This is a genomic window from Hymenobacter ginkgonis, from assembly GCF_009755225.1.
Classification (GTDB): domain Bacteria; phylum Bacteroidota; class Bacteroidia; order Cytophagales; family Hymenobacteraceae; genus Hymenobacter; species Hymenobacter ginkgonis.
The window spans coordinates 36,644-51,195 of record NZ_WQKZ01000003.1 but is presented as its reverse complement, the minus strand read 5'-3'; the positions used below and the strand labels follow the sequence as shown (position 1 = coordinate 51,195).

Genomic DNA, 14,552 nt, shown 5'->3' with positions numbered 1-14,552 from the left:
TTTGCTGGTTGTTAGAGCAAAAGTCCCCCTTGCTTCCGGCGGTTTTCTGGGCCTAGCAGCTGCTAGTGCTATCCTACTCTCTTGGCCCAAGGCCAGTGTTGGCAGCAGGAAGCACGCACACGCTGGCGGCCCGGCCCACTCAGCGCTCTGGTTGTTGGCTTAGCGCCCCTACCCCCCTCTTTTATGGAACTATCGCAAGCGGAGCTGGTCGATGACCTGCGTCATTATTTGCCCGAGCACTCGGTGCTCGAAACGCTGACTATGCTGGCCGACCGTTTTCCGGGCAAGGCCATCTTCTCCACATCTTTTGGTCTGGAAGACCAGATAATCAGCCACTTTATTTTTGAACACAACCTGCCCATTCGGGTATTTACGCTCGATACGGGCCGCAATTTCCAGGAGACCTATTCAACCTGGAACAAGACGCTGCTACGCTATGGGCAACCCATAGAGGTATTTGCGCCCGTCACGGCTAGCGTGGAGGCGCTCATGCTGCAAAAAGGTCCCAACAGTTTCTACGAGAGCATCGACAACCGCAAGGAGTGCTGCTACATCCGCAAGGTGGAGCCGCTGGGGCGGGCGCTGGCCGGCCAGCACGTGTGGGTGACAGGCATCCGGGCCGAGCAGTCGGCCAATCGCCAGCATATGGAGCGCGCTGAGTGGGATGCCGGCCACCAGCTCGTGAAGGTGCACCCACTCTTCGACTGGACTTGGGAGCAGTGCGTGGCCTATGCACAGCAAAACGGCATCCCCGTTAATCCCTTGCACCAGAAGGGGTTTGTGAGTATTGGTTGCGCGCCCTGCACACGGGCCATCCAGCCAGGCGAAGACTTCCGCGCTGGGCGCTGGTGGTGGGAGGAGGCGGCTGCCAAGGAGTGTGGCCTGCACAGCACCGCCGAAACCGAGCACCAGGGCCTCGACCCGGTGGTCGAACAACTACCGAGCTAAAGCGCTTTCGCTCATCTATTCTATTCTTAAAGATGCCCTAGCACTGGGCCCTTATTCACTAAGCTAATGCCTACCCCCATTCATCTCGATTACCTCGACCGGCTTGAGGCCGAAGCTATTCATATTTTGCGCGAAGTAGCAGGCCAGTTCGAGCGACCTGCGCTGCTGTTTTCGGGTGGTAAAGACTCTATTGCCCTCACACGGCTGGCTGAAAAAGCGTTTCGGCCGGGTAAATTTCCGTTTCCACTGGTGCACGTCGATACGGGCCACAATTTTGAGGAAGTTATTGCTTTCCGCGACAAGCTGGCTGCCCAGCTGGGCGAAAAGCTGATTGTGCGGAAGGTGGAGGACACTATTCGGGAGCGTGGCCTGCGCGAGCCGGGAGGCAAGTATCCGAGCCGCAACCCGCTGCAAACCTATACGCTGCTTGATGTAATTGAGGAGTTTGAGTTTGACGCCTGCATTGGGGGCGCCCGCCGCGACGAGGAAAAGGCCCGCGCTAAAGAGCGGATTTTTTCGGTGCGCGACGAGTTTGGGCAGTGGGACCCGCGCCGCCAGCGCCCCGAGCTGTGGAACATCTACAACGGTCGTATTCAAAAGGGCGAAAACGTGCGCGTGTTCCCAATTTCTAACTGGACGGAGCTCGACGTGTGGAACTACATCCAGCGCGAAAACATCGAGCTGCCCGAAATATATTTTTCGCACGAGCGTGAGTGCGTGGTGCTGCCCAGCGGCCAGCTACTCGGCCTCAGCGAGCACCTGCACCTCGACGAAACCGACGAAATCGTGAGCCGCCGCGTGCGTTTCCGCACCGTGGGCGACTCGACTTGCACCGCCGCCGTGGAAAGCGACGCTACCACCATCGACGACATCATCCAGGATATTCTGGTGGCCAAGGTGAGCGAGCGCGGCGCTACCCGCCTCGACGACAACCTGTCGGAGACGGGCATGGAAGACCGCAAGCGCAACGGGTATTTTTAAGCTAAGCAGTTAATTTCTAAGACAGTGGACTTATTACGATTTATAACCTGCGGCAGCGTCGATGACGGCAAGAGCACGCTGATTGGCCGGCTGTTGTACGACAGCGACTCGGTGTCGCTGGATGTGCTGGCAACGCTCGAAAAGAAGCGCAATGCCACCAACGGCGACGCCGTGGACCTGGCGCTGCTCACCGATGGCCTCAAGGCCGAGCGCGAGCAAGGCATCACGATTGATGTGGCGCACAAGTATTTTACTACCCCCCGCCGCAAGTTTATCATCACCGACGCGCCAGGCCACGTGCAGTACACCCGCAACATGGTGACGGGCGCCAGCAACGCCGACTTGGCCATTGTGCTGGTAGACGCGCGCCAGGGCGTAATTGAACAAACGCGCCGACACACGCTCTTGGCCTCGCTGCTGGGCATCCGGCACTTTGTGCTGGCTGTAAATAAGCTGGATTTGGTAGGTTACGACGAGCAGATTTTCAATAAGATAGTAGCCGACTACCAGGCTATTGCCGATTACCTGAAAATTAATAACGTAGTGGCCATCCCGATGAGCGCCCTGAACGGCGACAACGTGGTGCGGCCCTCAAAGCACCTGGCCTGGTACAGCGGCCCTAGCCTGCTGGCGCACCTCGAAAGCGTGCCCGCCGCGGCCGATGCCAACCCGCACGAGCCGCGCTTCCAGGTGCAATACGTCATTCGGCCCCAGACCGAGGCGCTGCCCGATTACCGCGGCTACGCCGGCCGCATCCAGAGCGGCGTGTACCGGGTAGGCGACCGGGTACGCATCCTGCCTTCGGGCCTCGAAACGGTGCTAAAGGCCATTGAAGTAGGCCAAAAAGAAGTGACGCTGGCTGAAGCTCCGCAAGCAGTAGTGCTGCACCTGCGCGATGACATCGACGTGAGCCGCGGCGATTCTATTGTGCCCGTGAGCGGCCACCCGTCGGTGGTGCGCGAGTTGGAGGCTACCCTCTGCTGGATGGACGAGCGGCCTCTGCGCGCTGGCCGCAAGCTTCTGGTGCAGCACCACTCGGCAGTAGTGAAAGCTTCGGTGACGGCTATTTTGCAGAAAACCAACATCGAAACCTACGAAAGCATGGGCACCGACGAGGCTAAGCTCAACGACATTGTGCGGGTGCGCCTCAAAACGGCGATTCCGCTGGTGGCCGACGAGTACCGCCAGAACCGCCAGACCGGAGCTTTTATTCTAGTAGATGACCAAACCGGGGCGACCCTCGCCGCTGGCCTCGTCACGGCTACCGACCCCGAATATTTCACCCAGGAAGTCCCCGTCGAGCCTGCCTTCTCTATCTAATAGCTAACGAACGGCCCCCGATTGGCACCGGGCGCGGCAAATGCCGGATATTTATACCAACAGCGCTACGCTTTAGGTGCTTAACCGAATCAGTATCTTATTTTTATGCTCCCTACCCTACCGGCCGGCTTTGATGAAGCGGCTTTGCAACAACTTACCGCCGGCCTCTCGCCGCAACAGTTGGTGTGGCTGAGCGGCTACTTCTATGGGCAGGCTACGAATGCAGGCAGCGGAGTAACGGCTGCCTTAGCGCCAGCGCTAGTGGCAGCTGCTCCGGCCGCCAAGCCCGTTGAGAAGCTCACCATTCTTTACGGCTCGCACACCGGCAATGGCAAGAAAATAGCCGAGCAAGCCGCCGCCGCTGCCGCTACTCGCGGCCTCACGGCCGAGGTGCGCGACATGAACGACTACCCTACCCGGCAGTTGGCGCAAGAGCAAAACTTGCTAGTGATAGTGAGCACGCACGGCGAAGGCGAGCCGCCCATCGCGGCCGAAGACCTCTACAGCTTTATCAACGGCCCGCGGGCGCCGAAGCTGCCCAACCTGCGCTACTCGGTGCTGGCGCTGGGCGATAAAAGCTACCTGCACTACTGCCAAACGGGGAAGGAATTTGACCAGCGTCTGGCCGAGTTGGGCGGCACCCGCCTGCTCGACCGCGTAGATGCCGACGTGGCTTATAAGGCCCCCGCCGCGCAATGGGTAGAAGCCGTGCTAGAAAAAATAGCGGGTGCCGCTGCCCCAGCGACCCCGGCCCCTACCCCCACCTTGGCAAGTGTAGTACCAGCTACGCTGGTAGCGCCAGTGGCCGAGTACACCCACGCCAATCCTTGGAAGGCGCGAATTCTGGAAAGCATTCAACTCAACGGCCGCGGCTCGGATAAGGAGACGTACCACCTCGAGCTCGACCTGGCGGGCGCGGGCCTGCACTACGCGCCCGGCGACGCGCTGGCCGTGGTGCCCGTCAACCAGCACCCGTTGGTGGAGGAGGTGTTGCGCGCCGCGCGCCTCAGCGACACTAGCCCCGTGCAAGTAGGCGACGAAAGCCTACCCCTCGCCGCCGCGCTGGCCGGCCGCCGCGAGCTTACGGTACTCACGCGTGACGTGTTGGAGCGCTACGTCGTCTTGGCGCCGCACGCCGAGCTGCACAGCTTACTGGCCGATACGGCGCGCCTCCAGCCCTACCTCTACGGCCGCGACGTGGCCGATTTGCTCACCGAGTTTCCCAGCGACCAGCTTACGGCGCAGGCCCTAGCCGATACCTTGCGGCCCCTACCCACCCGCGCCTACTCCATCGCCAGTAGCCTGCTAGCGCACCCCGAGGAAGTACACCTCACGGTGGGCGCCGTGCGCTACGAGGCCTTTGGGCGGCGCAAGCACGGCGTGTGCTCGTCGTTTTTGGCCGACCGCGTAGCGGTGGGCGACGAGGTGCGGGTATTCGTGGAGCACAACGAATACTTCAAGCTGCCGCAAGCTGCCGGCACCGACGTCATCATGATAGGCGCGGGCACGGGCATTGCGCCGTTTCGGGCGTTTGTGGAAGAGCGGGTGGAGCTGGGCGCCACCGGCCGCAACTGGCTGCTGTTTGGCAACCCGCATTTCACCACCGACTTCCTCTACCAGGCCGAGTGGCAGCAGCACCTCAAGCGTGGCGGGCTGGCCCGGCTCGACGTGGCCTTCTCGCGCGACCAGGCCGAGAAAGTGTACGTGCAGGACCGCCTACTCGAAAATAGCCGCGACGTATTCGGCTGGCTCGAAAACGGCGCGCAACTCTACGTCTGCGGCGACAAAAATCGCCTCGGCGGAGCCGTGCAAACGGCGCTTACTCAGGTAGTGCAAAAAGAAGCCGGCTTCTCGGTCGAGGAAGCCGCCGCCTACGTGAAAAATCTCAAAAAGCAGCGCCGCTACTTAGAAGACGTCTACTAATCAACTAGTTATTCACTAAAATCTCCATTATAAACATTTAAAAAAGAACGTCATGCTGAGCAAAGCGAAGCATCTCGCTCGTCTCGTTGCACCGATTGGATTACCGCCACCTGCGTGGTGCTTTGCTCAGCATGACGTTCTTTTCAAAGATTTATAATTCAATTACTTAATTACCTCTCTACCCCCTCACAAAGGGCAAACCACGCATGAAACCCCTCTTCCTCCTGAAAATACTTGCCACGTCCAGCCTCGCTGGGTGCTGTTGTTGAAGCTGCCGCTGGCTTTCTAACGTGCCTGCTGCACTCAGCGAAAGCCCTACCCCTCTGCTTTGCGCAGACCAGCCTTTTCAACTCATTGTTTGCAAGTTACCTTCAGTATGAAGCCTTACTACCCCTCGTTTATCTTGTTCCTGATACTGCTGCTGGCCAGCGTATCAGCGGCTTTTGCCCAAACCGAATTAATTGCTATTAGTGGCGTAGTGCGCGAAAAAGGCACCCAGGAAGCGCTGCCTGGCGTCAGCATCAGCGTGAAGGGCGCCAGTGTGGGCACCCAGAGCGATGCCGCTGGCAAGTTCGCCTTCAAAGCCAAGCTACGCTACCCCTTCGTATTGGTTTTCAACGCACTGGGGCACGAAGCCCAAGAGCTGGAAATTGCCAGTGGCAGCCAGCCCATCGCCGTTACGCTGGAATCGCGCGATGTGCTCACGGGCGAAGTAGTGGTGTCAGCCTCGCGGGTCGAGGAGAGCCGCCTGAAATCGCCGGTAGCGATTGAGAAACTCGACATTCGGGCCATTAAGGAATCGCCGGCGCCCAGCTTCTACGATGCCCTTGAAAACGTGAAAGGTGTGCAGATGCTCACCAGCAGCCTCACCTTTAAAGTGCCGAATACCAGGGGCTTTAACATTCCGAACAACTTCCGCTTTATGCAGCTCGTGGACGGCGTGGATATGCAAGCTGCTACCCTGGGCGTGCCCCTCGGCAACGCCATTGGGCCGACCGAGCTGGACATTGCGAGCGTGGAGATTACGCCCGGCGCGGCATCGGCCCTGTATGGCATGAACGCCATTAACGGCATGGCTAACCTCACTACCAAGAGCCCCTTTACTTACCAGGGCCTGAGTGTGTACCAGAAGATTGGGGTAAACCACGTCGATGGCATCGACCGCAAGCCGAGCGTGCTCACCGAGACGTCTATTCGTTGGGCGCAGGCCCTGGGCCGCGATAGCCGCTGGGCGTATAAGGTGAATTTTGACTACCTACGCGGCACCGACTGGCTTTCGAACACCCAAACCGACCAAAACCCACAACCGGGTGCCACGGCCAACCCGGCCTTCCCGGAGTTGTCGGGCAGCTTTAACCCGGCTGCCGACCTGTGGAACCGTTACGGCGACGATACCAACTCGTCGCTGTCCATCTCGATTCCCTACCAGGGTAAAAACCAGACATTTACCGTAACGCGCACGGGCTACTACGAGAAGGATTTGGTGAATCCCATTGTGCGCAACATCAAGGCCGACGCCACGGTGGCATACAAGCTCACCGACAAGCTGGAGCTGAGCTACGGCTACCGCTTCGGGCTGATGGACGGCGTGTTTCAGCGCGGTAATAAGATTCAGCTCGACGGCGTGACGGTGCAAAACCACAAGCTGGAATTGAAGGGGAGCGATTTTGTAGTGCGGGCGTATACGCTGCTCGAAAACACTGGCAACTCCTACAACCTCAATCCGTTGGCCCTAAACCTGGACTTGCAAAATGGCTCGAACGCCGTGTGGGGTGCCAAGTTTAGCAGCGCGCTGCAAAAGCAGCTAGCCGCTGGCACAGCCCTGGGCCCGGCCATGGTAGCGGCTCGCCAGGCCGCCGACGCCGGTCGCGCCGAGCCTGGCACGCAGGCCTTCAACGACTTGAAGGCGCAGATAGTGGGCATCAATAACTGGGATAGCGGCGTGAACGTGAAGGGCGCGCCCATTCCGGGCGGGGCGGCGCTCACGCAGCACAGCCGCACCTACCACAGCGAGGGCGTTTGGAACCTGGGCCAGCGCATCAAATTCGTGGATGTAATTGTGGGCGCCGATGCCCGCGTGTACCAGATTATCCCCGATGGCAACAACTTCGTGGACTTTAGCCTCCCGCTGGCCGAGCGCAACCAGCCCGGCGGCGACTACGTGTACTACAAGAAGTTTGGGGCTTTCGCCCAGGCTACCAAATTGTTGCTGGGTGATAAACTAAAGCTGACCGGCTCGCTGCGCGTCGATTACAATCCCGAGTTTACGGCCAAAGTAAACCCGCGCCTGGCGGCCGTGTACACGCTGGCCGAGAAGCACAATTTCCGCGCTTCGTACCAAAATGGCTGGCGTTTCCCGTCGCTGTTCGAGGCGCTTTCCTTCGTGAACAACGGCAACGTGCGCCGGGTAGGCGGCCTGGCCCGCGTGAACGAGGGCCTGAACTACCTGCAGAATTCGTACACCCGCACCAGCATCGACCGCTTCAACGCAGCCGTGAATGCCTACGTGGCCGCCAACAACGGCACCACCGCCGCCCAGGCCGCCGTGCTGCCCCAAAATAGCAGCCTGCTGCAAGTAGCCAACCTAGCCACCGAGCAGCCCGAGCAAATCAACGCCTACGAGGTGGGCTACCGCAGCGTATTGCTGGACAATCGCTTGGCCATCGACGCCGACGCTTACTACAACGTGTACTCTGGCTTTTTGGGCCAGGTAGAGGTGAGCGTGCCCAAAGACGCCAATGGTGCCCAGGTAAGCGTGGGCACTGATGCCGCCGCCCTGGCTGCCCTGCGCGCCAACCGCGATGCCCGCCAGGACCGCTACCGCGTGTACACCAATTCACGCCAGAATTACCACAGCTATGGCTCGACGTTGGGCCTGACTTACAACTTCATTGGCAAATACACGGTGGGCGGCAACGTCAATTACAACGCCCTTTCGGCCAATAATGAAACTGATGTGTTCGTAACGGGTTTTAATACTCCGAAGTGGGCGGGCAGCGCCTCGTTTGGCAACCGTGAAATTGTGCGCAACCTCGGCTTCAACATTGTGTACCATTGGCAAACGTCTTTCTACTGGGAAAGCCCGCTGGCCAACGGCCAAGTACCGAGCTACGCCAACTTCGACGCCCAAGTGAACCTGCGGGTGCCGAACTTGAAATCAACCATCAAAATTGGCGGCACCAACCTGTTTGATAACCGCTACTACCAGTATGTAGCGGGCCCCACCATCGGGGCGCTGTACTACGCCAGCATCACCTTCGACGCCACAGTGCTGCACTAAAAACTTCTGTGGTAAAAACACGCGAATAAGCAACTACTAGCAAATCCATGTCCGACATCCTAGCCCCTACCCCCCCCAAGCTCTCCGAGGTCGAGCACGTCAAGATAGCTAGCCGCTACCTGCGCGGCACGCTGGTAGACAGCCTACGCAACCGCCTGACCGGCGCCCTCAACCCCGACGATACGCACCTCATCAAGTTTCACGGTTCGTACCAGCAAACGGACCGCGACCTCGACAGCGAGCGCAAGCGCCAGAAGCTGGAGCCGTTGTTCTCGTTTATGATTCGGGTGCGCGTGCCGGGCGGCGTGGCTTCGGCCCCGCAGTGGCAGCGCATGGATGCGCTGTCCGATGCCTACGGCAACGGCACCATGAAGCTGACTACCCGCCAAACCTTCCAGCTGCACGGCGTGCTGAAGCGCAATTTGCCGGCCGCTATCCAGGGCTTCAACGAGGTGCAGATGGACAGCATTGCGGGCTGCGGCGACGTGAACCGCAACGTGATGTGCAACACCAACCCGCACGAGTCGGCGGTGCACGAGGAAGTGTATGAGCTAGCGAAGGCCATCAGCGCGCACCTCACGCCGCGCACCACGGCCTACCGCGAAATCTGGCTCGATGGCAACTTGCAGGAAACCACCGAGGCCGTCGATGACGAGCCCATTTATGGGCATACCTACCTGCCGCGCAAGTTCAAAATTGCGCTGGCCCTACCCCCCTACAACGACTCGGACATCTTCTCGAACGACATCGGCCTGATTGCAATTGAGGAAAATGGCCAACTGCTGGGCTTCGATGTAGCTATCGGTGGCGGGCTGGGTATGACGTTTGGGATGAACGAAACCTACCCCCGCCTGGCCGACGTGATTGGCTTCGTGCCCACGGCGGAGGTGGTGAACGTGTGCGAGAAAATCGTAACCATTCAGCGCGATTGGGGCAACCGTGAAAACCGCAAGCTCTCGCGCCTCAAGTACACCATCGACCGCGTGGGCCTGCCCGCCTTCGTGGCCGAGCTGCACCAGCGCCTGGGCTACGAGCTGGCCCCGGCCCGGCCCTACCAGTTCCACACGTCCAACGACGCGTTTGGGTGGACGACCAACGCCGCGACCGGCCTCTCCAACCTGGTGCTATTCATTGAGGGTGGCCGCATCCTCGACCGGCCGGGCTACCGCGTGAAGTCGGCGCTGCGCGAAATCAGCGGGTTCCACACCGGCGACTTCCGCCTGACTGGCAACCAAAACCTGATTTTGGGCAACATTGCCCCCGGCCACCGCGACCGCATTCAGGCCATTCTGGAAGAGAACGGCGCTGCTCCCAAAGCCGACCAACTCACCAAGTTGCGTCGCGATGCCCTGGCCTGCGTGGCCCTCAATACGTGCTCGCAAGCCTTTGCCGAAGCCGAGCGCTACCTGCCGCAACTGCTCGATAAGCTCGACGCCGTTATCCGAGCCCATGGCTTGGCCGAGGCCGGTATTTTACTGCGCATGACGGGCTGCCCCAACGGCTGCGCCCGCCCCTACCTAGGCGAAATTGGGCTAGTAGGCCGCGCCCCCGGCCGTTACAACCTCTACTTGGGCGCCAACCACGCCGGCGAGCGCCTCAATAAGCTCTACCGCGAAATGCTAGACGAAGACGGCATCCTGCGCGAACTGTCGCCGCTGCTGGCCGCCTACGCCGCTAGCCGCCAGCCCGGCGAGGGTTTTGGCGACTTTGTGGTGCGCACGGGGGTCGTAAAAGCCACGGTAAAGGGCTTGGACTTCCACGATTAAGCTTTATTTTACTACTAACTATGGCTACTGACCTGCTTTCGACTGCGTCTCCGGTGGTAGCTGCTGCCTCTTCGGCGGGCCCTTCCCTACCCGTGTTTCTGGACCTGGAGCAGCGCCGGGTGCTACTGGTGGGCGGCGGCCACGAGGCCCTAGCGCAGCTTACGGCTGTGCTGCACGAGCATCCGCACGCCGCCGTTACGGTAGTGGCCCCGCAGCTGCTACCCGCCCTGTATGCCTTAGCCGCGCAGCACGCGCAGGTTATTCTGCGCCTGCGGGCGTTCGAGCCCGACGACCTCGTGGGCCACGACCTCGTGCTGGTGGCCACCGACGATGCCGCCCTGCACGGCCGCGTGCGGGCCGCGTCGTCGGCCCGGCGGCTGCACGCCGTGGCGGCCCTCGGCCCCGCCGATGAGGCTGCGGCCATTGACTATTGGCGGCGCGTGGCCACGTACACGCTCGGGGCTTTTGCATTGTTTTTGGTATTCAATATCTTATCTTATTACTTCACCTGGCAGCAGGTGTGGCACATAGCCAGCAATTCGGGCACCTTTTACACGTTTGTGGGGGTAGGGTTTGTGGCCCAGCTCATTGATGGTATGCTAGGCATGGGCTACGGCGTGGTGTCGGCCATCAGCCTGATGTCGCTGGGGCTGACGCCGGCGGCGGTGAGCGGCAGCATCCACACGGCCGAGATGTTTGCCAGCGGGGCTTCGGGCTATAATCACTACCGCTTCGGCAACGTCAACAAGCGCTTATTCAAGGTGTTGCTACTGCCGGGCATTGCCGGCTCAATCAGTGGCGCCTTTCTGCTAGCGCACTTCGGCGAGCGATATGCCGACTACATCAAACCCTTTTTGGCGGTATACCTGCTCATTTTGGGCTTGCGCATCATCAGCAAGGCCATTCGGAAGCAGGCCCAAAAGCGCCGCAAGGTCAAGAATGCGGGCTGGCTGGCCGGTGCCGGCGGCTTCCTCGATTCATTTGGCGGCGGTGGCTGGGGGCCGCTGGTTACGAGCACGCTCATCGCCAACGGCCGCACGCCGCAGTACGTCATCGGCACCGTGAGCTTGGTCGAATTTTTCGTCACGTTTGCCAGCGCGCTCACATTTTTCTCCATCCGGGGTATTTCCGATTGGCAAATCATTCTGGGGCTTATTGTGGGCGGCGTAGCCGCGGCGCCCATTGCTGCACGCTTGGCGGGCCGCATTGCTACCCGCTGGATGTTTTTGGGGGTAGGGCTGATGATAGTGGTGTGGAGCTTGTGGGCACTGCGCAAGGTCGATTTCGGGGCTATATGGCACTACGCAGCCGGTCTTTTCGCGTAGCGGCTCCTTTTGCCAGCGGCAGGCCCAAAACTATTCCGCCCCTCCCCCGTGTTTAGTCCTAAATTTGCCGGTGTGCGCGCTGGCAAATACCCTACTCAAATACGCTTCTAGCATCTTAGAGGCACCTAACGCAACTACGTATGGCATTCGACATGATGGGCATGATGGGCAAAGTGAAGGAGCTGCAAGATAAAATGCAGCAAGCCCAGGCGCAGCTTCAGCACCTTACCGCCACCGGCGAAGCAGGCGGCGGCCTCGTGAAAGCTACTGCCAACGGCCATCGCCAATTGATTAAACTCGACATCGACCCTTCGCTGCTTACACCCGAAGACCGTGAAATGCTCCCCGACCTCGTGGTAGCGGCCGTTAACAAAGCCTTGGAGGCTGCCGGCGAGCAGGCCAAGCAAGAGCTTCAGCGCCAAACCAGCGGCCTGATGCCCAACATTCCGGGGCTCGACCTCAGTAATTTTGGTGCCTAGTTTGGCACCCCTACCCCCCTCAGCCGCGTCAGCGAGCGCCGAAGCAAGTACGTCGGCGCTCGCTGACGCGGCTTTTGCGCGCTCCTGCGCCGACGTGGCCATTGTTATCCTCAACTACAACGGGGCGCACTTTCTGCGGCAGTTTTTGCCTGGAGTGCTGGCGCACGCTGCCGGCGCACGGGTAGTAGTGGCCGATAATGCCTCGACCGACGACTCGCTGGCGCTCTTGCAACGTGAGTTTCCAGCAGTGGAGCTGCTGGTTTTTAGCGAAAACTACGGGTTTTGCGAAGGCTACAACCACGCCCTGCGGCAGGTCGAAAGTCCTTTCGTAGTGCTGCTCAATTCTGATGTGGCCGTGCAGCCTGGCTGGCTGCCGCCCCTACGCGAGTTGCTAGCCGCTAACCCACGCATCGCCGCCGCCCAACCCAAAATACTGGCTTTCAGCGACCCTACCCTTTTCGAACACGCAGGGGCGGCGGGTGGCTACCTCGACAAGCTGGCCTACCCCCTCTGCCGGGGCCGGGTGTTCGACACCCTCGAAACCGACCACGGTCAGTACGACGATGCCCGGCCTGTAGCCTGGGCCAGCGGCGCTTGCTGCCTGGTGCGCACCAGCATCTGGCAAGAGCTGGGCGGGCTGGAGCCGGCTTTTTTTGCCCACATGGAAGAAATCGACTTCTGCTGGCGCGCGCAAAATGCGGGCTATGAAGTCTGGTACGCGGGTGGGCACAGCGTGGTGCACCACGTGGGGGGCGGCACGCTACCCAAGTCGAGTGCCCGCAAAACCTACCTCAACTTTCGCAATGGGCTGGCTTTGCTGTATAAAAACTCAGCTCCCAGCGAGTTAGCTAGTGCTTTTGCCAGGCGCCTGGTACTCGATTGGGTGGCGGGCCTGCGCTTCTTACTAGCCGCCAACTGGCCCGAAGCCCAAGCGGTGGGCCGCGCTCACATGCATTTTTTCCAAAAGCTGAGCTACTGGCAGCAGCGCCGCCGCTTGGCAAAGCCGCGGCTGCTGGTTGGCCAGCGGGCAGGCACCTACGCGGGCAGCGCGGTGTGGGCGTATTTTTTGCAGGGCAAAAAGCGTTTTAGCGACCTGTTTTTGACGTAGTGCCGCTGACCGCTGGCAAAGCTGGCTTGTTAAACGCGGCCAGGATATACTTGGCAATCAACTCATCAGCGGGCGACTGCTGGTTGTAGTTACCACCCGTCACTACTACTACCAGCCGCTGCTGGGGCCACAGCGCGATGCGCTGGCCACCATTGCCCTGAGCCATAGCGCCTTGGTAGCGCACGCCATTGCAATCCAAATACTTGAGCCACCACAGGTAACCGTAGCTTACGCCTTGCACCACCGAGTGCGGCGCGAGGGAAGCCGCTACCCAACTAGCTGGCACAAGCTGCTGGCCCTGCCAGCGCCCTTGGTTGAGGTAGAGCAAGCCAAACTTGGCCATGTCGCGGGGCCGCAACGACAGCTGGCAATACGTCTCGGCGCTGGTCGAATCGGGCACGAACCGCCAGTTGAACTGCTTGATGCCCAGCGGCGCAAATAGGTAGCGCCTAGCAAACTCGGGCAGGGGCACTTTCGCCTGCTTCTCGACAAGGCGCCCCAGTGTAATAGGGTTGCCCGAGCAGTAGCGACCCGTAGTGCCGGGCTGGTCGAGCATTGGCAAGTCGAGCGTAAACTTCACCCAATCAGCCGAGTAATCCATTTTGGTTTCGTTGCCCTCCGACTTCTCATTGCTAATATCACAATCGAGGCCGCTCTGGTTAGTCAGCAGGTTTTCGATGGTAATCCGCTGCTTGTCAGCCGAATTATGTTGAAGTACATACTCCGGGAACTGCGCGGCTACTGGCTGCTGCACGCTGGCTAGCAGGCCGCGCGCTAGCGCAATACCCGTCAAGGCCGACACAAAGCTTTTGCTGGCCGACCGCAAGGCGTGCAGGCTATCGCGCTGGTACTCATAAAAGTATTCTTCAAATACTAGGCTGCCGTCTTTGATAATCAAGACGCTGTGAATATTAGGGTAGCTGCCATCAACAATTTTACCGACCATAGCAGCGAGCAGCGCGGGGTCGAGGCCCGTGCCTTGGAGGGTGCGCACCGGCAGGCCATCGGTAGTGGCAGCAGGCACGGTGTAGCGATAGGCAAAGGGCTGCGCCGAGGCCTGGCGCGGGTACCACATCTGGGTAGGGAAAACCAATCCGCGCTTCAGCAACCGAAAACGCTGCTGGCCCATTGCGTAGGAAGCTACGCGGCCGGCCGCATCGCGCTGAAAGCGCACTGTATCGCCGCCTTGGTTGCGAAAAGCATCGGGGCCCACCGGGGATAGCCGGTAGCGGGCATCGGCGATGAGGGCGTAGAGGCACAAGTCACGGGGCGAGGCCGCTAGTTTCAGCGTGAGGCCGGCAGTGTACTGGTACTGTCCCTCGTATTGCCGTAGCTGGGCTAGGGTGGGCGCAACCAGAGTTTGAGCATGGCTACCCACGGCAAAGGCAAGCCCGCAGAGCATCAAGCACCATTTTTTCATCT

Annotated in this window: 10 protein-coding genes; 9 read left to right on the top strand and 1 reads right to left on the bottom strand. The window is 60.2% G+C overall.

Features of this window, described 5'->3' with window-relative positions; translation table 11 throughout:
* The first annotated feature begins 183 nt into the window (after positions 1-183).
* The 9 genes from GO988_RS11610 (at position 184) to GO988_RS11570 (ending at position 13,130) form a co-directional block, all read left to right on the top strand.
* Positions 184-948 carry a phosphoadenylyl-sulfate reductase gene (locus GO988_RS11610; protein WP_157565543.1) on the top strand — a complete coding sequence of 255 codons (765 nt, stop codon included), beginning with the start codon at positions 184-186 and terminating at the stop codon, positions 946-948.
* A 66-nt stretch (positions 949-1,014) separates the two neighbouring features.
* Entirely contained in the window at positions 1,015-1,929 is a 915-nt protein-coding gene (gene cysD / locus GO988_RS11605) for a sulfate adenylyltransferase subunit CysD (protein WP_157565541.1), read from the top strand.
* A 24-nt stretch (positions 1,930-1,953) separates the two neighbouring features.
* Positions 1,954-3,249 (top strand): sulfate adenylyltransferase subunit 1, encoded by a 1,296-nt coding sequence (locus GO988_RS11600; RefSeq protein ID WP_317164851.1) that lies wholly within the window; start codon positions 1,954-1,956, stop codon positions 3,247-3,249.
* A 105-nt stretch (positions 3,250-3,354) separates the two neighbouring features.
* On the top strand, positions 3,355-5,172 hold the full coding sequence (locus GO988_RS11595) for an assimilatory sulfite reductase (NADPH) flavoprotein subunit (RefSeq protein WP_157565539.1): 1,818 nt from the start codon (positions 3,355-3,357) through the stop codon (positions 5,170-5,172).
* Positions 5,173-5,548: 376 nt separating this feature from the next.
* Complete coding sequence (locus GO988_RS11590; RefSeq protein WP_157565537.1) at positions 5,549-8,452, top strand: TonB-dependent receptor domain-containing protein; 2,904 nt, start codon at positions 5,549-5,551, stop codon at positions 8,450-8,452.
* Between the two features lie 47 nt (positions 8,453-8,499).
* Entirely contained in the window at positions 8,500-10,218 is a 1,719-nt protein-coding gene (gene cysI / locus GO988_RS11585; RefSeq protein WP_157565535.1) for an assimilatory sulfite reductase (NADPH) hemoprotein subunit, read from the top strand.
* 20 nt (positions 10,219-10,238) lie between these two features.
* Entirely contained in the window at positions 10,239-11,543 is a 1,305-nt protein-coding gene (locus GO988_RS11580; RefSeq protein ID WP_157565533.1) for a TSUP family transporter, read from the top strand.
* A 140-nt stretch (positions 11,544-11,683) separates the two neighbouring features.
* Positions 11,684-12,022 (top strand): YbaB/EbfC family nucleoid-associated protein, encoded by a 339-nt coding sequence (locus GO988_RS11575; RefSeq protein WP_157565531.1) that lies wholly within the window; start codon positions 11,684-11,686, stop codon positions 12,020-12,022.
* On the top strand, positions 12,015-13,130 hold the full coding sequence (locus tag GO988_RS11570; protein WP_317164888.1) for a glycosyltransferase family 2 protein: 1,116 nt from the start codon (positions 12,015-12,017) through the stop codon (positions 13,128-13,130). Before GO988_RS11575 ends, GO988_RS11570 begins: the two co-directional genes overlap by 8 nt.
* Here the strand turns inward: GO988_RS11570 and GO988_RS11565 are convergent.
* Positions 13,108-14,550: a serine hydrolase domain-containing protein gene (locus GO988_RS11565; protein WP_157565527.1), complete on the bottom strand. Its 1,443-nt coding sequence runs from the start codon at positions 14,548-14,550 to the stop codon at positions 13,108-13,110. The genes GO988_RS11570 and GO988_RS11565 overlap by 23 nt on opposite strands.
* Positions 14,551-14,552 lie beyond the last annotated feature (2 nt).